Below are 23,999 nucleotides of genomic sequence, written 5' to 3'. Positions count from 1 at the left end.
TTTTAGATAACTATGTTGGACATTGGAAGTAAGATTATCAGTTTAAGAAAGAAGCATAGCTTATCACAAAGTGACTTAGCTAAAAAAGTTGATGTTTCTAGAACTATTATTGGTAATTATGAACGTAATGAAAATGCACCTTCTGTAGATATACTCCTTAAAATAGCTAAAGTATTCGATGTATCTGTTGATTATATTATTGGTGAAGGTCAATTATCTACTTATGACAAAGAAGTTCTAAAACGTATTGAAGATATTGAGCAACTTGACCAAGACACTAAAAGTAAGCTCTTCTTTTTAATTGATAATGTGATACAGAACTATAAAACTAAACAAGCTTTCTCTTAACCGCATAAAAAAACCAGCTACATCAATGTAACTGGTTCTTAGCATTTATTTTAACCACTCTTACCGCTTACATACCCAGCACAGAAAACATTTCCGCGCTATTATATTCATTATTTACTGTTTTAATGATTCTGCTAATAGAGGTAAAACTTCGTTCAGCTTTTTATTACTATAGATTTTATTTCCTCCATATTCAAGACCTGCCCATAAATATGATTCAATAGATTTTTTTTGCTCCGTTGAAACATTTTCCAAGGCTTTTAAATATTCTTGCTCGCCAATCTTTTCTATTAAACGAATTAAAACATAACCATGATCATATCCTGCTGCATCAGAAACTTCAATAGTTGAAATTTTAATTATTGCTTCTTTATCTAACTCAATTGCTTTATTTAGTATATCACAATATGAATCATTTATTTGTCTATTTAGAAGTTCTGATATTACTATTCCTTGAATTTCATTACAATTATTACAACTAGTAATCATTGTACAAATGACTATAATCATTACCAAAAAACTACATTTTCGCATTTTAGTTACTCTTTTTTTGTTTCGGTTTTGGGTTCTGTCCTGATACTGTAATAGTCCCATAAACTGTTAATCTAGAAAGAGGATTTACAGACTGCCTTCCTCTTCTATCATTAACTGTTGTTGTTTCCGTAGTTTGTATTATTTGATTTAGAACATTCCACTCTTTTTGCTTTTTGTTATATTCGGGTCCTCTACAGATAGTTACGCATCCCCAACTCATACCTCCTAAATGTAATCTAAATCCATCTCTAAGTTTTCCCTTAGAATTTTTCTCAGTTGGATCATCATAACGATCATTGTATCGATTTCCATCAGTCTTTGAATCTATTCGATACCAATCAGGATGCTTATCATCTGATTTATTATCTACTAAATCGTATTCTCCATTAGGTATTTCTTTTTCGTTTTCTGAACCTCCATATTCTATTTCTCCATCACCATCTCTATCGTTTCCACCAGAAAAAACATTGTGAATTACAAGTATTTGATTATACTTTTCTTCACCTTCTTCAAAAGAAGTTTTATACTCTTCCGCACTTACGGCCTTAGTTTCTAAATTATCATCCCACTTATCATCATCATATATGTATAACCTGTTTTTAGTCTTGTTAAAATGGATTATTACTTCTTGTCCATCAGGGTCAACAAAGAATATAGGATTATTCATAGTGTAGTTATATGGACTTAAGGAAAGGTACTGTTCTGCAAGTGGATCAATATTCATCCAACGACCAAGCGAAGCATCATAATTTCTAGCACCGAAGTCGTGCCAATCAAGTCCTAGTCCATCTTGTTCTTCTTTCCCACCAAATCCATAGTTATGTTTCCTACCATTTACAGCGAAGTTGTATCCTTTATGTTGTAGACCAAAAGGATAATAATGTTTCTCCTCTACAATCTCGCTTTGGGTGATTTTACCGTCTTTGTTACTGTCTTTGTAGGAGAGTCGGATATTCCCTAAGTGGTCTTTAAACTGATAGACATATTTATATCCATCAGCTTCTTTCTCTACATAACCTTCTGGGTGGTTAAAGAACTCTAATACACCATTCTTATACACATAATTACCAGCATACTCTGTTGTCATAGAACTTCCCTCTGTTGCAATCTTTTTTAATTTTACACCAGTGGCATCGTAAATATAAGTAATATCTCCGGTATGATCTGCATTATTTACAGTTACGGTTTTAGGTAGATTTAAATGATTGTAAGTAATCCCCGTAATCCCCTTGTTTTGATCTTTGATCATGTTACCATTAGCATCATAGACAAAGTCATTATCAGTATTAGTACCATCTTTAAACCCATAGGTTTTATTACCGGTATCGGTTACTTTTTGTAGCTTATTACCACTGTCATACTCGTATCCCAATATATCCATACCCGTAAATGTGCTTGAGTTCTGGAAACCACTGCGAGTTAGACTCATAATATTACCCACCTTATCATAGGTAACATCACTTAAGCTGTAATTGTTGTCTTTACTACTCCCACTTGTGATTCGGTTTAAAGCATCGTACTCATATTTGTAATATCGCTCTACATTATCATTGGCAGTTTTCCACTTTGTTTCTGCAATATTACCATTAAACAATGCCTTAGCCCCGTGTTGTGGGGTATTGTAATTGATCCCAAAAGCAAACAATTTGTTTCCAAGAGCTACATTAGGATCATTAATCTTAGTCAGCCAACCTCGTACATTATAGGTGTAATCTACCTCTTGCAATCCTCCTCCTGTAGTCTTAGATTTCAATTGTCCTAAATTATCATAAGTATTAGCCACAATTACCTCTGGGGTTTGGGTATTGATCTTTTGAGCTTGCTCTTTTAGTCTACCCATATGATCATAAGTAAATGTATCTATCGTTACAATTGCAGCGTTGCTGTCTTTGGTATGGCTGGTTTTGATTTCTTCTACTTTACCTACAAAATCAAGCTTGCTCTCTATAATATCAGTAGTGTTGAGATATTCATTTTTACTGGCTATATAAATCGGTCTTGCTTTTTTATCATAATAGGTAACTGTAGTTGTCCAATATGAGGTATCTAGTATTTTTACTAAACTTCCGGTTGCCAATGTTTTGGTTTGATCTGAAACTGCTTCATTATAAATAGTATTCGGTTTTATAAAAGCTTGCTGTGGAGTAGCTCCTAAAAACGCATAATCATCATAGTAAGTAATACTTAACACCTCACCTGCAAGTGCTTTTGGATAACCACCATCAGTATAGTGCATATCTACTCCTCCGATGCTAACCTTAGCTCCTCTGGTTACCCATAGCTCCTCTGCATATGCATTTGCTTCGGTTTGTAGTTGTTTACGGTTTTTTTCTGTGATACTGATTTTACCGGTGTAGGCTACTCTTCCAAAAGCATCGTATTTGGTAAAGAGCCAGGTATTGTCTGCTTTTAGGTTTGCATCCTGAGTTAAGATCGGTTGATCTAGCTGGTTGTATACAATAGACTCCCAATCCTTACCGGGGATCTTCTTTTCAATCAATCGATTGCGGTAATCATATGTGTACTGATAACATAATTCGGCAAGTTCAATATCAGAAATACCATCAGCAGTAGTTGCTTTAGGTGGAATCACATAAGTAAGATTCCCAAAATCATCATACACATAATACGTGTCATGTGCCTCGACTATGCTCGGTGCCCCTGTTGCTGAGCTTGTCGAAGCATAGGTTCTTTTTAAGACCACTCTGCCTTGTTTGTCTTTATACTCTCGAGAGGTATGTAGATTCCCATCTGTCGGGATCCAGTTTTCATCTTTGGTGATGGTGACATACAACTGATTTAGAGCATAAAAACCATCCTTTACCAAACTAGGTGCTTCTGTATTTGTTGGGTCTGTAAAGTTTACTTTAAAGTATATTACATCATCGGTTATATTAGTATCCCAATCAAATTTGATAGTATGATTATCAGTTTCAGAATTGTTATTAGTATTAAAAATTTTAGCACTAAAATTACTACCTGATTGTATCCAGGTACCAGCTGCTAATGTTATAGAGGATGAAGCAAGTAGATTTCTATCTGATTCAGAACTAGTAGCATTTACCGTATGATTAATAACAATATCAACGGGTAAATTACTAGGAACAACGGGAGTATTGTCGACAGAACTGGCTTTCCAGTCATTTCCTGGTGCTGCCTGTTCTTGTACTCTGTTTAATGGTGAAGCTTCTAATACTTTTTCTGAATATGGATTTAAGGTATTCTCGTATTTGTTGGTATCATAAAAAGCATATGTTTCAAGTGTGGCATTACTATAAAATCCACCATTTTTAGTTCCCGAGGTTGCGTAGGGTAAGTATTCTTTTCTTTGTCTCCCTTGTATATCATATTCAACACGAGTAACAATATCATTTTTATTAAGGTTTTCACCTCCTTTAATGGTGATTTGTTGAGTTAACCTACCTCTATCATCAAAATAATTTACGGTTTCGATTAGTTGGTCTCTATTCGTACTCGATGTTATAACGCTTAAAGGTTTTTGAGGTAAAATGGTATGTATATAATTCTTATTTGTAAATCCATCTACAACAGTAGAAATACATCCAGAGTTGGGTCCTCCCTGTGTTGGGCATGAATCAAGTGCGTTGTCAACATAGCCATCAGGTTGATCACACGAATTCATCTTTTTGTTAGGGTCCCCAAAACCATCTTTATCTTTATCTTCATACCATATTGTAGAGGGAGTAATGTTAGGGTCATTATCATTACAGTCCGAAAGATTGGCAACATAACCAAGTGGTTTAGTACAATGTTTTACTTTTACAAACCTATTTCCGAAACCATCTCCATCCTTATCCCTATAAAAAAAATAACCATCTAAAATAAGAGGATCACCGTCATTACAATCAAGAGCATTTTCTACATAAAGTTCGTTTAGAACAGTTTCACCGGTAACTAAATCTAAATTAAATAATCCCGGGTAATCACAAGAAATTCTTTTATTTGGATCTCCAAAAGAATCTTTATCATTATCTTCATAATAATATTTAAGAGTTATTTCTGGGTTATCATCATCGCAATCGCCTTTTTCCAATGAATATCCATCAGGAGGGGTATCACAATTAAACATCCCTAAGCTTGTACCATAACCATCCCTATCTCTATCAACATAAACTGCAATTTTTTCCCCTTCAGAACAAACTAATTTTAACGGGGCATCAATAATTTGCGCGTTAGTATCATCATAATCATAGTTATTTGTCGAATACCCGGTTGGAAGAGGATCACATGTACTTAATTTTTGATTATTTTTCCGACTTCCATAACCATCTCCATCTGCATCTAAATAATATGTATTGACATTTTTGATATCAAAATTCAGATCATTACAGTCTAAACCATTAGCTACAAATGATCCTTCTGGTCTTAAGCATTGATATATAGGAGTAAAATTAATATCTCCATAACCATCTCGATCAGCATCTATATACCATTGTGTTCCAATATTGGCATCTGGATCGTTATCATCACAATCATTATCAGATGTAGATAGACCTTTTCCTTTTTCGGTACCTTCTAATTGTTTACAAGAATAAAGAATTACAGGACCTGCTCCTATTCCATCTAAATCTTGATCCAAATAATATCGAATCTGTTGGGAAGAAGGGCAATCAGGGTCTGGATCTGGATCAATTACTTGTGCATTAACCCCCCAAGAGAATAGTACAACCAAGAATAACATGTAGATTTTCATGCTTATAAATTTTTGAAATTATAATTGTATTGTGACAAGATATATGAATCGTGGTCTTTAGCCTCTTTTAGCCTTCCTAATCCATCATAAGTGTAGTACGAGGTATAACCTTTATTATCTGTTATACTGGTTACTCCTATAAAAGGATCATGTGTATATGTGGTAATCATAGCATTAGGAAATAAAGAACGTAACGTATTTAAATTTGTGCGAAGCGATTCTTCTGTACAAGTATTCTCATTACAACTATCAACATCTGAATTTGAGAGGTTTTGCAATTGTTCGATAATATTAGAGGGGATATCAGCATAAGTTATATTTTCTAGCTTAGCTATTGGTAAACTATTTTGGTATCCCCAAATAAAGCTGATAGGTGTACCTTTTAGTTGAATAGTACTGGTAAGGTTTCCATAATCATCATAACTTTTGTTAGTAGTACGTATCTGCAAACCAGCAGCCCCTTTTGATGAATAAAATTGATGTGGCAAAATCTTTTGGCCAAAATTTTTATATGTGACCCGCTGTGTTTGTAACAATGATTCAGGTTGTTCTCCTATTTTTTTAAAAGATTTTTCCATGACAGGAACACCTATACGATTTGCATTTTTAAGAGCAATATTCATTGCGTTATCATTTGCATCTATCCCATCAAATCTATCGGTTTGAAAAGGATAAAATTTTCTGTTGACTAAAAGTTTAGTATCCTTACTACTTGATGTTATCACTTCATTAACAAAAGGAAAACTGGAATCATAGATAAATTTAGTGTCTGTACTAATTTTTTTATCACGTAAAAATTGTGTGTCTAATACTTTTGTATTCAAATTACGTTCTGAATGTAGTGTAGTAGTAAAAAGAAAAGAATAATCTTCTCCCGGACTAACACCACTAAGCATCTGTGATTTATACACTTTAGTTACTCGTTTCATTGTTTCTGTAACCTTATACTCATATGTCATCTGCTTTTTTGATAAAAGTTTATTATCATTATCATATTGGCTGATGGTTTTTATTTTTCCTAGTAGTATATCTTTATTGTTAAAATATTGAAAAAACGTGCCATTTTCGTATGCATATCTAATTTCTATTTCGGCATTTGCACCTAGATAAGAAGCATTAAAAGCAGGTTCTTCTATAGGAAATTCCTTTGGCGAAGTAAACGTTTGTATCTCATATCCATTATTATTCTCCTCAATTATTATTTTAGAATATCCTATGGCAGAGCCATTAGTTAGTTGAATATTAGTTTGTGGTGAGGAAAAGATATTCAGTTTTATATTACCTTGTTGTATAGCTGTTGCAATTTTTTGATTTACTTCCTTTTTAATGTTATATGCATTGTCATAAGCTTTAGGAATTCCATATAAGGGTAAATTATTTAAATATCCAGATGATTTACCTGTAGCATCTATATAATGATATCGTTTCATTTGAGTTTGCCCCAACTCATCTTTTATTTGCTGTTTTTTTATTCGCAACCCTCCTCCAGTCACTTCTAAGCCATCTTCAGTAATAAATTTATTTAATTCATAAAAATATTCTTGAGTAGCTCCTGTTGGAGTAATAACTTTTTCTAAAATACCTGCTTTTGAGTATGTTTTAGACGAAGCCAAAGATATTATCCCTCCCGTCATATAGGTGTCAGAATAAATTTTGATAGGAGATATCGATAACCGTTTTTTATAAGGAGAAAAATATAGAATAGGTGACGGAATTAATTCACTTTCTTTTCCTTCTATAATGCTTTTTCCAAAAAAATTTGATGGTACTTGATTATTTGCATATCCTAAAAAATCTACATAATGACTTCCTCGTTCAGGTAATTTTGTATTATTATATGTAAATTGATATGGAGGTAATTTCTCATTATTTCTGCCATAAACCTGTATTTTTTCTAATTTTAGATTTTTACAGGTAGGTGCCGAACATGCATTATTAGAAATAAAATAATTCTGCTCAAGTCTAACTTCTTTGATGATTTTATTATGAATATCTCTTACTACAATACTAGTCAGTGCATAATCGCCAATTACATCTTCTCTTGATTTAGTATAGAAAAACTCTACGTTACCTGTTCTATACATAATTTTTTTAAGCCGGTTTAATTGAGGATATTTTATTTCTGTCGACATCAAACTTTGAGGACTAAAAGTTTGATTTGTGCTTAAAAAATAACTTGATCTTTTTTTGAATTCTGATTGAGACACTTGATATTTTTCATAAATAAATTCAACTTTATTACCTTCTGTATCTTCTATACTACTAAGATTATATGAAGAAATCTCCTGTGAAGTTAATCGTACATCATCACCTGCATTTGGGACATTATCAATCATGTTTCTTTGTACATACTGTATAACATCTAGGTCATTAAATTTATATTTAACACCTTGCACGTTGGTGATGTCAATACTATTTACACAAGTTAATCTTCTTGCAGGTCCCCCATCATAAGTATAATTGATACCAGGAAACATAGGCATACTAAATTCTGGGAAGAAATTGATTATCCCACTTTTTCCAATATACGTGGTTATTATATTTCCTTGTTTTTCTAATTCCATAATACTTCGATTAAGACGATGTGTAAACTTAGAACTAAGTCCCGGAGCATTAGCTATAAATAGATCAGGGAACTCATCTCTTTTTATAGAAGATTTATTGATTATATCTGCTACAGAGTAAGACTTATCAGAGCAGTTTGAAGACATATCTAGATAATCTTTTGTAGAAAAAGGAACGGATTGTAACAACCAACCTAACCTTTTTAAAATATTATTATTGGTATTTGGATTACATAAATCTGTATATTTTACCAATTCATTAGCTCCTGCTTTATAAGGTTGTATAAAAGAAGCAGAAAAATCTTCTGTCCCCTTAATTATTTTAATGATACTACCTCCTGCGTTTAAAGACCAATTCTTACCAATATTAGAGCTCGTTTCATTTGGTTTGACTCCTGTAGACAAATAATCGATAGATATAGGAATATTGATTTTACCTAATTGAATATTAAATACTGGAATGCTAATATTAGCAGCACCAGTATAACTATTTACATTGGATAAATTTACGGTCTGAAAAGCACTTACATTTGGAGGTGTTATTTTTGGAACAAAATGATTTGTAAGAAGATCATTTTGTGCTAATACGCTAAAACTAATAGATAGCGATGCTATTACCAGAAAACACAATCGTTTCATATATTTTAAGATTTTGAAATAAATATTGTTTTTTTATCATTTACGAATACACTACACAGCTTCATCTTATGATCCAAAATGAACTCTTATTTTTTTGAAATGCTAAAACTACATCAAAAATTCATGATTAACCGATAAAAAAAACAAATTACTAATTATAAAAGAATGATTATAAATATTGAATTTTATGAGTGTGAGGTATCATAAAATAGAACAAATTTGTTTTCATCTAAATAGTAAATTTAGTCCATTCTTTGTACAAAGATAATCGGTGCCAGTTTCATTTTTCGGGACTGGGTTTATAGGAGTTGTTAAAAAAATGTTAAATAGGAAGCTGTGTCTAAAACCTAAAGTTTTGGTATATGAACTATCGTTAAGAATATGTATAGAAATTAAAGTAGCTGCAATGAAACTACAAGGGATTACTAGTTTAATGAGATAGCAATAGGAGAGCATTTATTCTAGACTGAAAATTCCCAAAAAAATCATTATATTTTAGTTGTATTTCAGCATTAAAAAGAGCGTATCTGTCAAGCTTCTTTTCTTGCATTTTCAAGCCTCATAACGAAGTTCTGATACATAATTCGGGCAATGTCGTTAAATTAAAGAAAAATACTATCTCTATGTCATACTGAGCCTGTCGAAGTGCAATTAAAAACATCGGCTTTGTTGGTCTTCGACAGGCTACCATTGATGTTTGTATTAATGAGTTGTATATAAGGTGTTTTAGGTGTCGTAAAAAATTAAACCAATTAGCTTTGATTTAACTTCCTATTCATTTTCTTTGCTCGCCCGGCAGCAAAGAAAACCAAAAGAAAAGGCGCTTTTTCAAGGTATTTTTTGGCTTGACCAAAAACCAGATTTGGTTTGCTAAAATTTTCCCAAGGCTTCAAGATTTTTTAACGCAAAACAAATCTTATACTGGTGAAAAAGATTTTCAAAGCTCCGCTTTGGAACGTCAGTTCATTCATTGGATAAAACCTTTATTGACTGATTCAGACTGACAATGCAAAAACTTAACTTAACGATATTGATAATTCGGGATAAATAAATAGCGAGGACAATCATGACATCATCCTCGCTATTACCCAAATCCTGAACTTAACCTAATCTTTATTGTATTAAAAAACTACCTTTATATTTTTGTTTGTTATCACCTCTTAAGATGTAATAATATACACCTGGGATAAGGCTTTTGGTTTCAAAAGTTATAGTGTTATTCTGTAATGCCATACGTTCCTGTCGCACTGTTCTTCCTATCATATCGATGACTACTATTTCTAATGCTTTATGGTTTCCTGGTACTCGAATTGTAGTTTTGTTTTTAAAAGGATTAGGATAATTAGAAAGCGTAGTCACTGTGATTTGTTCATCTGTTTCTACTTGTGTGATTTCATCATCATTATCTCCTTGGTCTTCTTCTACTGCTACAGAGGTTTCGGGATCTATTGTTGTTGTACTGGTGAATGCCAAATCCGATACTTCTAAATGAAATGGAGTAAAGTTTTGATAATCCCCCTGTACAGAAAACACAATACTTCTTACTTTTTTGAAGGTTTCGTTTTCTTTATTGCCATTTGTGAAATCAGAAAATGAAATGGTATGTGTAGTCTTTTCATCGGTAGCAGGAATTCTATATCTAAGTCTGTTATTCCAGTTTGTAAGATCTTCGGTTACTAATATTACTTCGATATCTCTATCATTATACATTTCAAACTGTAGAGCATCATAGTTAGATACAGGTAGTGTTAATTCGCCTGCTAATATATTTCTAAAAAGATTTAGTGTTTCTTTTACTTCACCATATACTAATGCATTTCGTTCTATAGTATATTCATTTTTCTGTGCTGTTACATCATGTTTTGTGACTTCAAAATTCTCGATCACTACTCCTTGTTCCTGGTAATCGATACCCCAAGGACCATCTGCTAGATACAATGCATCTAATTGTGTAGAGTTTTCTCCTTTGATAGAGAATCCGATATCAAATAGATATCCTGTTTCTATAGTGATTTGCTCATTGTATGCCCCAGATAATGCTACTGTTTCAATCATATTGTGTTCTTTTGATTGTTCAGTCGTTCTAATGTTACCATTAAAGGTCATATGAGTAGCGCCTAATTTATTGATAATATTAAGAGTTAGTTTTCCATTTGAGTATGCTCCTTTTTCTACGAATACGGTAGGCACTCTATGACTCATTTTATGACTACGCATAGGTTTATCGGTTGTAAATGAATCCAAGATGTGATTCGCAATATTTGCTACTTGCGGTACTGATCCACCCCATACCTGGAAATTTATATAATCTCCATCAGGATAGTTGCCAATATTCCATAAGCTATAGATTTCATTTTCAGATTCACCTTTCTTAACCGAAAAGGTTAGTGCATATTCAATTTGACCTGTAGCTCTTTCTATTCTGGTACTTACAAGCGTATGATTTTTAATAGTTACTGTTCTTACATCTAATAATTTAGAGCCATTTAATCGGTCACATATTGTTTTTGAATGATCATAAATAGAACCTTTGGTCGATGTGGCTAATGCCGCTGCTACTCTTTCATTTCCTTTATAGTAGTCTACAGAGAATACCGCTTCTGCATTGGTAATACTTAATAGATCTTCTGGACTGGATACATAAGTAGACTCCGTTCCAAATATTCCTGTATTAGGGAAATAGATACTTAAATCTTCCTTGTTACCAGATTTATACGATTTCATACCAGGTTGAAATCTTTGTTGTGATTTTTTGGTATTGAAAATATTATTCGTTTTTGTTCTGCTAAAGTTACGTTTAGCGATTAAGCTTGCTAAGTCTCCATTACTTTCTAACCCACCATTATTAGCAGAGGTAACATCGGTTGCGGTATCGATATCCACACAATTATCTGTTGAAATTGCTGTATAAGGGCTTGCTGTGATATAGAATAATGCATCATTAAAATCCTGGTCACAAGAAGTATAATCTCTTCGTATATCTTCAAAACCTAATATAATTCTTTCGTTGTCAGGATCAGATAATAATACATTGTGATATCGTAGTGAAGGGTCTGTTTCTGGATTATAATCCGGATTAGAGTGTAGTTGCCAGTGTCCTGTTCCTACACAACCATCTGACCATGCATTGGCTAGTAATACCCATCCAATTCCTGTATTAGGAGGAAAAGTACCGATTTTTACTTTGTCACCGACCTCTAATTCACCACCGCTTCCTACTGCGGATACATTAGGGAAAATGATCGTAATATCTTCTGGAGCGGGTATTGAAGATGACGGATTATTAATATCATAAGTATAGAATCCTAATGTGTTTTTGTAACCCGCTCCTTCTCCTATAAAAGTAACCCAGATATCAGCTTGCTCCTGTACTTCAATATCGGTATCGTAACCCGAAGAAATATAATGAGGGTTAAAATCTGGTACCGGATACCCTTCTGGTAATGCATTGTTTATTTGATCGATAGTTTCTTGTGTCACTACATCTTGCCCGTCTAAATACAGTGGCTTTCCATTAGAAGAAAAATCACCTAAGTAGTTATATCGGTCACAGATCTCAGGAATAGGAAAACTTGTTGGAGTTTGTCCGCCGTTTTCTGGAGAAAAACTACTTTTTCTTAAATCAAAACTATCATCTAATCCGTCATTATCATTATCAACTCCAGATAATGTAGTTTCTGCAACCCCATCACCATCGCTATCATATGCTTCTGTACTATCAGATACACCATTATTATCAGAATCAGTATCCAGATGATCATAAGTGTCAGTACCATCAGTATTTACGGTTCCATTTGTGGTTCCTGCATAATCAGGGTCAAAGGCATCATCCATACCATCTTTGTCTTGATCAATATTTGATAGTCTTTGATAATTAGCACTATCCTGACCTTCAATAATATCTACAATGCCATCGTTATCAGAATCAATATCGTAGCAGTCATAAATACCGTCATTATCAGTGTCATTAGGAATAAAAGTGCTTCCGGTCTGATCAGGATCAAACGCATCTGCTAACCCATCCATATCGGTATCCAGAAAGTTACTGTCAGAACCATTGAAGATTCCGTCGTTATTGGTGTCTTTATCGCCTTGCCCGGCTTCTACGATATCATATATCCCATCATTATCAGAATCGATGTCCAGAAAATCAGGATTACCGTCGCTGTCTCTATCAAAAGCATCCTGTACTACATTGTCTCCATTACCACTAATATCATTATCCAGGGAGTTGTACAAATCATCCCCATCATCGTCTCCGTAAGGATCTATACCGTTACATTCTGTAATATTCATTATACCATCACCATCACTATCAGCATCCATAGAATCTAAAGCACCGTCTTGATCTTTATCTAAGGGAGAAATACCGTTGGCACATTTAAACCCATCATTAGAGTTTGTGGTTTCGGTAAGATTAAGAAGAGTGGCTGTCGGGGTATTACTTTCATAATCATTGATTAAGTATAATCCTCCGCTATTATCGGATAAATATAACCTGTTATTTGCATCGGCATAAGCAGCTCCAAAAGTACTGGTAGGTAGATTGGTTACTGTTTTTTGTGAAAATACAGGGGTTCCTGAAGACAACTCCCATTTGTATAGTTTTCCTCTGCTTCCTCCATAAAGAGCACCGTTTATATAAGCAATATCTGCGCAAGTACTAGGTGAGGCCTGATCAGCTTCTACGACCTCAAAAACCGGAGAAGAAGATCCGTCATAATCTTTTAAATTTGTTATTTTATGAAATGTTTTTTTATTGGTGTTTTGATATACCCAAAGGTTTCCGTCTGCATCTACATCTGCTGCGTATCCACCACCAAAGACTGTAGTTCCGGCAGGGGTTACAGCACCAAGATCAACAACCATATCTTTGGCGATTCTAAGTAGATGTTTGTCATTTCTCTTAATGGCATATAGATAATTATCTTCTGGATTATATCCTCCCGCATTATAGGTAGAAGAGTAGGTGTGTAGTGCTTCAGAATATGAACCGGTAATTGGGTCATATGCTTTTAAAGATCCAGAGATTACCTGGTAGAAATTTCCTTCATCACAATCAAAAGGTTGTTGAGCGTATCCAGATAGGGCTATTAATATGGATATGAGGGTAGTTATTTTTTTCATATTGATATAGATTTAGGTTTCTGATGACTAAAATTAATCTATATCAACCTTTAATATTGGTGGTATTCGATCAGAGGTAATTTGCTGTAGATGAATGGGTTTTATATTGGGTTGTATTTGTCTATAATAACCCGTTGTGCATTTAGAAATTAATAGTATAAAAAACTATTCTCGACACACATCTTCCTTTGGTCGAAGCACTCCTTTAGATTAGTATTTGGATATTTTATACTATTCTGAGAGCATTATAATCATCTATCAATATTTATTTCTATTTTTAACAAATCATGAAAAAGATGATCTATATAGCATTGTCAATTTAAATTTTTTATGACTAAATTTTATTATAACTATGAGTGGAATTATGATTATTGTTTTTATCGTTTTAGGAGGTGTTATTTTATTGTTCTTGGCAGGGGTTTCTATTTATAACAGTTTAGTTACCAAAAAGAACCTTATGGAAGAAGGATGGAGTAGTATTGATGTTTTTCTTAAAAAACGAAATGATTTAATACCTAATTTGATGGAAACCGTTAAAGGGTATGCAAGTCATGAAAAAGAGCTTTTTGAAAATGTTACTGCATCCAGAAACTTAGTTCAGAATGCTAACAATGTATCTGATCAAGGTAACGCAGAAAATGCATTAAAAAATTCTATGATGAATCTTTTTGCAATCGCAGAAAATTACCCGGAATTAAAAGCAAATCAGAATTTTATCGAGATGCAAAATGAGCTAAGTGCTATTGAGGAAGAAATAGAGATGGCACGTCGATATTATAACGGTACAGTAAAAGAGAATAATATTGCAATAGAAAGCTTTCCTTCTAATATCATTTCAAATATGTTCAATTTTGATAAAGGAACTTTTTTCGAAATTAAGGAGACATCGCAGCGAGAACCAACAAAAGTATCGTTTTAGATGATGTTAAATGTTTATGCTGCTTACGATGTGTTTCCTAGCTCAAAAGGATCATCTACACATATAAAAGAAATGATATCTGAGTTGTCAACGCATGGGGATGAACTTAGATTATTATGTTTAAGAGGGAATGATAAACTCCCTGCGGTTCAAAGGCATGAAAATATTTTAATTAAGAGGTATTATTCTGAGGAAAAATTGAATTATTTAGAAAAAGCTTCTCTGTTCTCTGAAGAAATCTTTTTAGAAATTGAAAGAAATGAAAAGGACATAAAAATTGCTCATTTCAGAGATATTTGGAGTGGTATGGGAATCATAGCACATAAAAATATCAAGTCAGTTTTTGAGGTTAATGCATTAACCTCAATAGAATTACCTTATAGATATCCAAATCTTACAGATGATTTCCTAAGTAAACTTAGGTCTTTAGAACAAAAGTGTCTCACAAATTCAGATGTAATTATAACGCCTTCAGATACCACAAAAAAGCTATTGGTGTCTGATTATAAGATTCTTGAGAATAAGATTAAAGTGATTCCTAACGGAGCGCATGTTCCAGAGTCTTTTGAAAGGCCAAATGACGCTCCAAATAACTATATCATTTATTTTGGGGCTTTACAGCGATGGCAAGGAATAGAAGTGCTTTTAAAAGCGATGACCTTTTTACAGGACTATGAGGATTTAAAATTGGTAATTTGCTCATCTGTAAAAGAAAAAGCATTTAAACCGTTACAAAAACTGATAGAAAAATTAGAAATTAGTGATCGGGTGATTGTAAAGTCAAAATTACAAAGAGAAGAACTTTATAACTATATACATTTCGCAAAATTATCAATAGCTCCTTTAAAAGCGTGTGATCGAAATATTATTCAAGGATGTAATCCCTTAAAAATATTAGAATCTATGGCTTGCGAAACTACTGTTGTAGCATCGGATTTACCAGTAGTAAGAGAACTTGTTTCTGAAAAAGAAGCCATGTTAGTTGAACCAGATCGGGAGTTGGATCTAGCTCGATGTATTCGTTTTTTGTTAGATACCCCAGAAGAGCGTATGGTTTTGTCGGATAGAGCATTAAAAAAAATGAAAAAAGAGTTTACCTGGCAAATACAAGTAAAGAAGTTAAACCAAGTATATGAGGATTTAAGAAATTAATATGAATAAACAAGGATCTGTTTTAACTAAGGAGCAATTTAGTGGAGCTCCCATAGAAAGAGCTCATTTGCATAGGGGCTTTACATCAAAAAAGACACCATTAAAATGGATTCGCTTTTTTAGAGCTTGTGTATTACAAAGAGAACATGCTAATGATAAAAAGAAAAAAGAACTTAAAAAAATATGGATTGGGGCATTATCGTTAATTGTCCTTGGATTCATAATTAATTATTTTTTTTATTTTCCTGTGTTTATATTGATTATCGCGAGCCTGGGTATTGCCATACTGTTTACCATAAAAATTAATAGTAAGTTCAGGAAAAAATATACAGATGGCTTTGATTTTTTTTCGGATTATTTTTCTGCTTTTTTTACATTAATAGAAGAGGATTTACAACCTCAATCCAGAATCTCATTAGAGGCTAATGTAAAAGACACAATACAATCCACAAACTTGATAAAACAAGAAAAACATGATGCTAACACCTCTGGGTTTATTTCAGGTAATAATTATTATTATGAAAAAGAGATTAGTAAAGGATCATGCTTTTTAAGCGATGGATCGATGCTCTCCTTTAATTTTACAGAACGATTGAGAAATCGTATTATTACCAAAAGAGGAAGAGTAAGTGGTAAACAAAAAACAAAACAAAAATATAAATCGGTATATCCTTTTGTATTAAAAATGAAAATCCCAAAAACAAAATATATCCTTAAAAAAGAAGTAGATAAGTCTAATATACAACTAGCAGAAGATACAAGTTTTTATATTGTTAAAACGACCCGAAAATTTGATATTAAAAATGAGCACCCAGAAAAATATCAACCTTACTCATCAAGTTCTATAGAGATGTTTTCTTCTGATTATTTTGCTTTAGAATTAATTAATTTGATAAACGTCAGTTATAGTTGTGTAACTCCAAGAGTGTAAACCTTATATGGAAGAAAGAAAAAATTGCGAAGAGACTATTGGATTATTTGTTTTACGAGCATGTGATATACCAATGGTTCATCATTGTAAAAAGTGCAATAAACCTATATGTAATATTCATGCATTTAAACCTTTAGAGAGCACGAATACTGTCGAAGAGACACAAAACTTATGTCTAACGTGTTTTACAGAACAAGACACGAGATTAACCAAAGATATTGAGTTATACTCGAAAGACCGATATGTGTGGCGTAGAAAAATGATAGAACGTTTTCATAAAGAATACGAGTACATGACCTTTATAGCAGAAGATTATGGTGCACTATTCATGGTTAATGACTATTATGACAATTATGATGATACCGATGATGGTACTTCTTATTTTGATAGCTAAATGAGTCTTCTTTTTATTACCCAACATTATCACCCTAGTAAAGGGGGTATGGCAGAATCTTGTGATCGATTAATTCGTAATTTCAGGAAGCATAAGGTAGATGTGCACGTCATCCATTTTACAAATAGAAGAAAAAAGTTTCATACAGAAGCGGCTGTGCAAGGAAGTTATTCTGCAGTACCAGTTTATAATTCAGAAGAGTTTACGCTCAATCTTGCATCCCAATTTATAGAAGGACTATCCGTATTAGATGATATAAAATATGTTGTTGCGTTTGGAGGACATTTACCTATTGTTTTGGGACCAATTATTTCGAAATGGATAGATAAACCATTGATTACGCTGATAAGAGGTAATGATTTTGATGAAGCAATTTTTTCTAAGAGACGTGAAGCCTTATTATATACATTAAAACAGTCTAAATTTATTTTCACGGTTACCGATGAGAAAAGAGATAAAATTATTAAACTAATACAACATCCAAATGTGTATTTCACACATAATGGGATTAATTGTAAATTATGGGAACCTGTTAATAGTCAATTAAAACAGATTGATGCATTAAAAAAGAATTCTGGGGAAAGAAAACGAATTGTGATCGTTGGGCAGTTAAAAGCCAAAAAGGGAATATTAGAATTTTCAACTACTTTTTCTTCCTTTAGTAATAAAGAAGAATATGAAATCTGGATGGTTGGTGATATCGAAGATTCTGTCAAAGAATATATTAATCAACTCAATATTAAAGTATGTTTTTTTTCATTTGTAAATAAAAATGAATTAATTACCTTTTATCATGCAGCAGATATTATTCTAATCCCTTCTTTTTATGATGGAATGCCAAATGTATTGCTAGAAGCAGGGGCTTCAAAAAATGTGGTTATTGCCTCAAACGTTGGGGGTATAAAAGATGTGATCGAGAATGAAAAAGATGGCTTTTTGTTTAATCCATTAAAACCTTCGAGTCTTTTAGAAGTACTCATGAAAGTTCATAAATTAGATTCAGAAACAAAAATTGAAATTTCTAATCGTTTATTTAATAAAATAAACAATCAATATACCGAAGAAAAAGAGATTATAAATTATTTAACTAAACTGAAATTATGAAAAAGATATATACTGTAGCATTATTTTGCTTATTGTTAATCGTAAGTAGCTGTAAATCAAATACAGAAAATAATGCATCAAAAGAGACCGAAACAAACAATGTTGTAGAGGCAACAAGTGTTGAAGAAGCAACAAATGTTGATGACCAAATGGTTATTTCGACACCAACAGGAGAAAAAATAGGAGGATTTACTCTAGATCCTTTAACGATTTATGCAGGAGGAAATAAGTATACAAGTAAGAACAAACCTGATAAACATAAGTTTTATACCAATGGGTCAATGGTATATGAAGTGAAGTTTAAAAGTGAAGGTTTTAAATTAAGAGATAAAAATTCAGAGTTATTATGGAAAATTAAAATATACCCAGATAAAATTAAGATATCAGATAATGAAGAAAATGAAAATGCTTTTGAAATCAGGAGATACGATGATAAAATAAAAATAAAACGTAATGAAGAGGAGCTATATGCTATACAACTCGGTTCTTCCTCTGTTACTGTTAATGATGAAATTTTATATCAATTGTCTTCTAATCAAGATAATTATGTATATGCTATTTTGGCTATAAAAGAAATTCCAGAAGATCAAAAAATGTTCATTCTAGCAGAATTGTCGACACAGTTATAATGATCTTATTTTATGCATATGGATCTGGATTAGGACATCTTAATAGAATACTTAGTTATATACGAGTTAGAGAAATAGAACTTTCATCTTGTATTATACTAACCAATTCGAGACATAAAGGATTTCTTCCGCAGGAAATAAAAATGATGTATTATCCAGATTCTTTTTTTAAGAATCATGAGTTGTTTTTTAGCACACTCATTCAAAGTATTGAAAAATATGCTGTGTATGAGTTTGTAGTTGATGTTTTTCCATGTGGTTTTTACGGAGAACTTAGTAATCTTGATAGAATTAAGATAAAAAAAACAATAGTAACTCGTATTCTTAAAACATCTTATTTTAGGGAACATAGCTCACCTCGTTATGACGATTTGATTATATTAGAAAAAGGAATTGTTCTTGATTATTATAGGTATTCAAAAGCACTTTACTTATCCATTAACGAAGGTTTTATATACTCAAAAGAAAAACTCTCCTTAAAAAAACCATTCTTTTTTATTATTCATTCTGAACCTAAGGAAGAAGTGATTCAATTATATAAACTAGCACAGTTATATCAAAAAAATGATGAGCATATTTATATTCAGACATTTAGTGAAATGATAACATTCGATGTAGAAGATGTTACTTTGATTTTTTCTGAAAGACCAATTCGATCTTTGCTTGAAGGGTCGACCAAAATTTTTACAGCTTGTGGTTTTAATACTTTTTTTGCAACACAAGACTATCGTCAAAAACAACACTTTTTACCCTTTAAAAGAAGGTTTGACGATCAATTTAAAAGAAAAAAATGCAATCAGTTATAACAAGTTTAATCTTCTCATGAGTTCTGGTCGATTTGATCGACTCACAGGGATAACATCTTTGGCAATAAGTACACTGTTGTCTTCTATATCAATGATTTTTTTGATATTTATGATATAAGATCGATGTACTTTTAAGAAAAGATCAGTTGGTAATTTTTCTTCAACCTTTTTTAATGTAGAATGAACAGTATAATTCTGTTTTTCGGTTTTAATAAGCACATAATCTCCTTTGGCTTCAATCAAATTAATAGTTGGGATATTTATCTTGATTAATCTTCTGTCGATATTAATATAAAGCTCGTTTTTTTCAGAAGAAGATGTATTTGATAGCGGTTCTGTAGAAGTCTCTGTTGTGGTTTCTGTTGCAGCAACTACCGTTACGCTTTCTGCCTTTTGTATTGCTTTAAGAAATCTAGGTAAGGTTATTGGTTTTACCAGATAATCTACGATGCACTCATACTCAAAAGCTTCTAAAGCAAAATTTTTGTCAGAAGTTGTTAAAATGATTTTAGGTGGATTTTTTAAGGTATCGATAAAATCAAAACCTGTAAAGTCTGGCATATGAATATCCAGAAAAATTAGATCTACTTCTTCTTTGTTTAAGAATTTAATAGCCTGAATTGCATTTGGAAAATCCTCAATAACATTTAACTCATCAACCTGTGAACAAAGTTGTTGAATAATCATTCTTGCGGTTTCTTCATCATCTATAATTATGCAATTCATAGTAAGTTGGTTTTTAGGATTTTTAAAGCGTTTTTAGAAAATGCTCTATGGATTCTAAAATTAATATAAATTTTGAATATAACGAAGGGGTACCGCTTTTTAGCTCCTCTTCAAAATCTATTGCGGTTTGATACCCTTCTTCAAAACCAAACATTCCAATTTTGTGTTTGAGTTTATGAACATTTTCTGCTGCTTTAGTATATGTTTTTGAGGTATAATTTTTAAGAAATTCACCTTTTTCATCAGGAAACTCTCGCTTTACAATACCAATTAGTTTTTGTTCAAAAGACTCAGAACCAGCAGCGAGTTCTTTAATGTATATGAGATTTGGAGTTTCGTTCATACGTTATTTTTTTAATGTAAAATAGAAAGTAGTTCCTTGCCCTTCTTCTGATTCAACCCAGATTTTACCGCTGTATAAGTCAACAATTTTCTTTACTATAGATAATCCTACTCCGGTGGATTCTTTTTTATTATCTAATGTCTGAAAAATCTGAAAAATCTTATTGTGATACTTGTCAGGAATTCCTTGCCCATTATCCTTTATTGCAAATTCCCAGAATTTTCCATTTTCCTTACATGAAATTTCTACAATTCCTTTTTCTTTATCATTGTATTTTACAGCGTTACTAATTAAGTTCTGAAATAACTGCTGTAATCTGAATTTGTCTCCTTTTACAACAGGAAGCTCATTGATGATCGATACTTTGATATGATCCGGGATATGAATAACATCTATAATATCTGTCAAAATATCAGTAAGATCAATGTTTTTTTCGGGGTAATCTTGTTTGTCAATACTCGAATATTTGAGAATCCCGTTAATCAGATGATCCATTTTGTCTACTTTTTTAAGTAGCATGTTTAATGAGTTTTGAGCACCATCATCGAGAGTATCAGCATAGTCTTCTTTTAACCATGTAATTAATGCATTCATGCTACGTAAAGGAGATTTAAGATCGTGTGATACAATATGTGCATAATCATTAAGTTCCTGATTACTTTTTTCTAATTTTTTTACTAACCTGTCTCTTTGTTTTTCTACCCTTAATTGTTCTGTAATGTCTTCTATAAATGCGACCTGATATTTAATATTTCCATCAAGATCTCGTACCGCCGCGATATTGGTTTTGGCCCAAAATGAAGATCCATTATGTTTTACATATCTTTTGTTTACAGAAAAGCTATCGATTTTTCCTGCATTCATCTTTTCTAAATTTTCTACTACGGCCTCATATTCATCTTTTATAGAAATATCTTTAACTTCTTTTTGCAAGAGTTCTTCATCGGTAAAACCTAATAATTTTTGAAATGCTTTATTGGTTTGAACTATTTTACCAAATTGAGTAAGTGCAATTCCCAAAGATGAGTTTTCTACAATAACAGATAGTTGTTTTTTCTGTTCTTCGAATATTTGTTTCTGTTTCAGCTCTTCGGTAATATCGGTAACAATACCTTGTGCTCCAATAGGAGTCTTGTTTTTATCAAAAATAAGACTGGCATTGATATGAACGGTACGTATTCCATTATCCTTTGTATATACTCTGGCTTGGTAATTAGAAAAAGAACCTTTGGTAACCAGTTCCTGAAAAGAAGTCATGGCATATTTATAATCTTCTTTATAAATAAGTTTTACAACATTTAGTTTTTCTTTTGTAATATCATATCCAAATAAATTTCTAGCGGCATAGTTCATCTCCAGGACATTACCGAAAATATCCATTCTAACGTAGGCATCCAGTAAATTATCAAATACGCCTTGTAACTCAGATTCCTTTGTACCTACCTGATCTTCTAGTTTTTCATTGGTTTCTTTTAATTCTTGAGTGATCAGATAAAGTTCCCGAGATTTATCCTCAAGAATTTTTTCTGCTTGTTTTCGAGCTAACTTTTCTCTTTGTATAGCTCTTTTTAGTATTTCTATATCATCACTACTCATTTGTTTTCACGATACTAAATTTTACTTCCGTTCCATCTGATGTGAGTTTTTCTAGTGTGATTGTAGCCGTAGCATCAAAATGCTCAAAGGTTTTACGCATTAACCCAAGTCCAAAATTGTACATCGCTCTACTGGATTTATAAATCATAACCAGTCTAGAGGGGGTTTTTTCTTGTATTTCAAAAGTGGGAAGTTCTGCATCGGGATATATTTTTCGAACTTCGACATGAATATGATTTTCGATAGAGGATAACATCTCTATAGGATCATTGTACTTTTCTATTAAATGTGGATAACTACTGGCCAAAACAGAAAAAAAATGTTCGGCATAAGTGAGAAGAAGGTCATCGATGCTTAGTTTTGTATGCTCGCTAAGATGTTTTAGTAACCCCAGCATTTCAGAAAAGTCATAAGTACCTATGGCGGTATATGCTCCTTGCGAGGGCAGATTAGATTGTTGGATGATTTTATCGACTACTTCTAATCCAAATTTATCTTCGACTAATTCTAAAAATTCTGTAAATACTATTCCTTTCATTCTTTTAAAAACTTTTTGGTTAGATGCCTGTATACCTCAGAAAAACTATTGTATTGTAGTTTTGCGTGATTTGTATAATATTGAAAAGAAAACATATATGAGGTAATTTTCACTGTTTTGAGTTAATAACTTAATTCAAACAGATGTTTTCTTCCTGGGGTATAAATCGGATAAGAACTCCTATAATGACAATATATTTACATTAAAAAGAAATTTATTTCATGTCTATACTATTTTTGGTAGTTTATAAAGATAACTATTATGCTTATAAAAGTTCATTAACACTCCAGTATTCAATTAAACATTTTATTTTATGTGTGTATTCTTCATACTTTAATGGTTTAACAATATAACCAGCAGCTCCAATTTTGTATGCCTCTTTAAGATCCTGATGATTATTAGATGTACTTAAAATGATCACTGGTATGTATTGTAAAGATGCGTTTGATTTTAACTCTTTTAAAAATTCTAAACCATTCATCTTAGGCATATTTAGATCAAGAAAGATAATATCTGGTTGTTGATCCTTTTGATCCAAAATATCTAAAGCTTCTTCACCATTTTTGGCTTCTACAATTTTATGCGGATAGCCATTTTTATCCAAAACTCTAGCAAATTTTAGTCGTTCTATTTCATCATCATCTATTAATAAAAAAGTCAAACTCATTATTTCAGTGTTTTAAGTTAGGTTAAAAATTGTTCTTTAACAACACTAAAGGTCTCCTTTTTAGAGGTGGTTTTATGATTTCTTTCGTTGAAATGTATTTTTAGTGTAGACGAATGGTAATTTTTTATAGATAAGTGGAGGATTGAAAAAAATGATAAAATTAGAGAGTAAGACGTAAATTTTGCTTACTCAATATGAGTTCATAGATCACTTCTGAAAATATAGTTGTATCATTACAGAACAATTAAAGAATAATCCTTGTTTATTA

17 protein-coding genes are annotated in these 23,999 nt (G+C 32.2%); 8 read left to right on the top strand and 9 right to left on the bottom strand.

What is annotated here, in order from left to right; genetic code table 11:
• Positions 1-12 precede the first annotated feature (12 nt).
• Positions 13-348, top strand: a complete 336-nt coding sequence (locus ATE84_RS24905) for a helix-turn-helix domain-containing protein (RefSeq protein WP_101448432.1) — start codon at positions 13-15, stop codon at positions 346-348.
• Positions 349-462: 114 nt separating this feature from the next.
• Here the strand turns inward: ATE84_RS24905 and ATE84_RS24900 are convergent, their stop codons facing one another.
• From ATE84_RS24900 to ATE84_RS24885, 4 genes are all read right to left on the bottom strand, one after another.
• On the bottom strand, positions 463-837 hold the full coding sequence (locus ATE84_RS24900) for a hypothetical protein (RefSeq protein WP_158237253.1): 375 nt from the start codon (positions 835-837) through the stop codon (positions 463-465).
• Positions 838-883: 46 nt separating this feature from the next.
• The gene (locus ATE84_RS24895; RefSeq protein ID WP_101450487.1) at positions 884-5,596 is read right to left on the bottom strand and encodes a DUF6443 domain-containing protein; all 4,713 of its coding nucleotides are present in this window, start codon (positions 5,594-5,596) and stop codon (positions 884-886) included.
• A gap of 2 nt (positions 5,597-5,598) precedes the next feature.
• A complete protein-coding gene (locus ATE84_RS24890; RefSeq protein ID WP_101450486.1) occupies positions 5,599-8,799 on the bottom strand; it encodes an RHS repeat domain-containing protein in 3,201 nt (1,066 codons plus the stop codon).
• 1,113 nt (positions 8,800-9,912) lie between these two features.
• A complete protein-coding gene (locus ATE84_RS24885) occupies positions 9,913-13,926 on the bottom strand; it encodes a DUF4114 domain-containing protein (protein WP_101450485.1) in 4,014 nt (1,337 codons plus the stop codon).
• 352 nt (positions 13,927-14,278) lie between these two features.
• Here ATE84_RS24885 and ATE84_RS24880 point away from each other — a divergent pair, with 352 nt between their 5' ends.
• Genes ATE84_RS24880 through ATE84_RS24850 form a run of 7 tightly spaced genes read left to right on the top strand, consistent with a single transcriptional unit; the run spans position 14,279 to position 19,861 of the window.
• A complete protein-coding gene (locus ATE84_RS24880; RefSeq protein WP_233195890.1) occupies positions 14,279-14,845 on the top strand; it encodes a LemA family protein in 567 nt (188 codons plus the stop codon).
• Positions 14,846-15,997, top strand: coding sequence for a glycosyltransferase family 4 protein (locus ATE84_RS24875; protein ID WP_101450484.1), 1,152 nt, complete (start codon positions 14,846-14,848; stop codon positions 15,995-15,997).
• Between the two features lies 1 nt (position 15,998).
• On the top strand, positions 15,999-16,928 hold the full coding sequence (locus ATE84_RS24870; RefSeq protein WP_101450483.1) for a hypothetical protein: 930 nt from the start codon (positions 15,999-16,001) through the stop codon (positions 16,926-16,928).
• 7 nt (positions 16,929-16,935) lie between these two features.
• Entirely contained in the window at positions 16,936-17,322 is a 387-nt protein-coding gene (locus tag ATE84_RS24865; protein ID WP_101450482.1) for a hypothetical protein, read from the top strand.
• A complete protein-coding gene (locus ATE84_RS24860; protein ID WP_101450481.1) occupies positions 17,323-18,426 on the top strand; it encodes a glycosyltransferase family 4 protein in 1,104 nt (367 codons plus the stop codon).
• Entirely contained in the window at positions 18,423-19,055 is a 633-nt protein-coding gene (locus ATE84_RS24855) for a hypothetical protein (protein ID WP_101450480.1), read from the top strand. Before ATE84_RS24860 ends, ATE84_RS24855 begins: the two co-directional genes overlap by 4 nt.
• A complete protein-coding gene (locus tag ATE84_RS24850; protein ID WP_101450479.1) occupies positions 19,055-19,861 on the top strand; it encodes a hypothetical protein in 807 nt (268 codons plus the stop codon). Before ATE84_RS24855 ends, ATE84_RS24850 begins: the two co-directional genes overlap by 1 nt.
• Here ATE84_RS24850 and ATE84_RS24845 read toward each other — a convergent pair.
• The 5 genes from ATE84_RS24845 to ATE84_RS24825 form a co-directional block, all read right to left on the bottom strand.
• Entirely contained in the window at positions 19,856-20,587 is a 732-nt protein-coding gene (locus ATE84_RS24845; protein ID WP_101450478.1) for a LytTR family DNA-binding domain-containing protein, read from the bottom strand. The two genes, ATE84_RS24850 and ATE84_RS24845, sit on opposite strands and share 6 nt — an antisense overlap.
• A 22-nt stretch (positions 20,588-20,609) precedes the next feature.
• On the bottom strand, positions 20,610-20,930 hold the full coding sequence (locus ATE84_RS24840; protein ID WP_101450477.1) for an Hpt domain-containing protein: 321 nt from the start codon (positions 20,928-20,930) through the stop codon (positions 20,610-20,612).
• Positions 20,931-20,933: 3 nt separating this feature from the next.
• Entirely contained in the window at positions 20,934-22,526 is a 1,593-nt protein-coding gene (locus tag ATE84_RS24835; RefSeq protein ID WP_101450476.1) for a PAS domain-containing sensor histidine kinase, read from the bottom strand.
• Positions 22,519-23,064, bottom strand: a complete 546-nt coding sequence (locus tag ATE84_RS24830; protein ID WP_101450475.1) for a heme NO-binding domain-containing protein — start codon at positions 23,062-23,064, stop codon at positions 22,519-22,521. Before ATE84_RS24830 ends, ATE84_RS24835 begins: the two co-directional genes overlap by 8 nt.
• Positions 23,065-23,329: 265 nt before the next feature.
• On the bottom strand, positions 23,330-23,731 hold the full coding sequence (locus ATE84_RS24825; RefSeq protein WP_101450474.1) for a response regulator: 402 nt from the start codon (positions 23,729-23,731) through the stop codon (positions 23,330-23,332).
• Positions 23,732-23,999: the final 268 nt, after the last annotated feature.

The sequence above is a fragment of the Aquimarina sp. MAR_2010_214 genome, from assembly GCF_002846555.1.
Classification (GTDB): Bacteria; Bacteroidota; Bacteroidia; order Flavobacteriales; family Flavobacteriaceae; genus Aquimarina.
This window is presented reverse-complemented; position numbering and strand designations above follow the sequence as displayed.

Bases quoted from the DNA above. Each gene is read 5' to 3' on its own strand.
- ATE84_RS24905 (WP_101448432.1), top strand. From the start codon at position 13: ATGTTGGACATTGGAAGTAAGATTATCAGTTTAAGAAAGAAGCATAGC.
- ATE84_RS24900 (WP_158237253.1), bottom strand. From the start codon at position 837: ATGATTACTAGTTGTAATAATTGTAATGAAATTCAAGGAATAGTAATA.
- ATE84_RS24895 (WP_101450487.1), bottom strand. From the start codon at position 5,596: ATGAAAATCTACATGTTATTCTTGGTTGTACTATTCTCTTGGGGGGTT.
- ATE84_RS24890 (WP_101450486.1), bottom strand. From the start codon at position 8,799: ATGAAACGATTGTGTTTTCTGGTAATAGCATCGCTATCTATTAGTTTT.
- ATE84_RS24885 (WP_101450485.1), bottom strand. From the start codon at position 13,926: ATGAAAAAAATAACTACCCTCATATCCATATTAATAGCCCTATCTGGA.
- ATE84_RS24880 (WP_233195890.1), top strand. From the start codon at position 14,279: ATGAGTGGAATTATGATTATTGTTTTTATCGTTTTAGGAGGTGTTATT.
- ATE84_RS24875 (WP_101450484.1), top strand. From the start codon at position 14,846: ATGATGTTAAATGTTTATGCTGCTTACGATGTGTTTCCTAGCTCAAAA.
- ATE84_RS24870 (WP_101450483.1), top strand. From the start codon at position 15,999: ATGAATAAACAAGGATCTGTTTTAACTAAGGAGCAATTTAGTGGAGCT.
- ATE84_RS24865 (WP_101450482.1), top strand. From the start codon at position 16,936: ATGGAAGAAAGAAAAAATTGCGAAGAGACTATTGGATTATTTGTTTTA.
- ATE84_RS24860 (WP_101450481.1), top strand. From the start codon at position 17,323: ATGAGTCTTCTTTTTATTACCCAACATTATCACCCTAGTAAAGGGGGT.
- ATE84_RS24855 (WP_101450480.1), top strand. From the start codon at position 18,423: ATGAAAAAGATATATACTGTAGCATTATTTTGCTTATTGTTAATCGTA.
- ATE84_RS24850 (WP_101450479.1), top strand. From the start codon at position 19,055: ATGATCTTATTTTATGCATATGGATCTGGATTAGGACATCTTAATAGA.
- ATE84_RS24845 (WP_101450478.1), bottom strand. From the start codon at position 20,587: ATGAATTGCATAATTATAGATGATGAAGAAACCGCAAGAATGATTATT.
- ATE84_RS24840 (WP_101450477.1), bottom strand. From the start codon at position 20,930: ATGAACGAAACTCCAAATCTCATATACATTAAAGAACTCGCTGCTGGT.
- ATE84_RS24835 (WP_101450476.1), bottom strand. From the start codon at position 22,526: ATGAGTAGTGATGATATAGAAATACTAAAAAGAGCTATACAAAGAGAA.
- ATE84_RS24830 (WP_101450475.1), bottom strand. From the start codon at position 23,064: ATGAAAGGAATAGTATTTACAGAATTTTTAGAATTAGTCGAAGATAAA.
- ATE84_RS24825 (WP_101450474.1), bottom strand. From the start codon at position 23,731: ATGAGTTTGACTTTTTTATTAATAGATGATGATGAAATAGAACGACTA.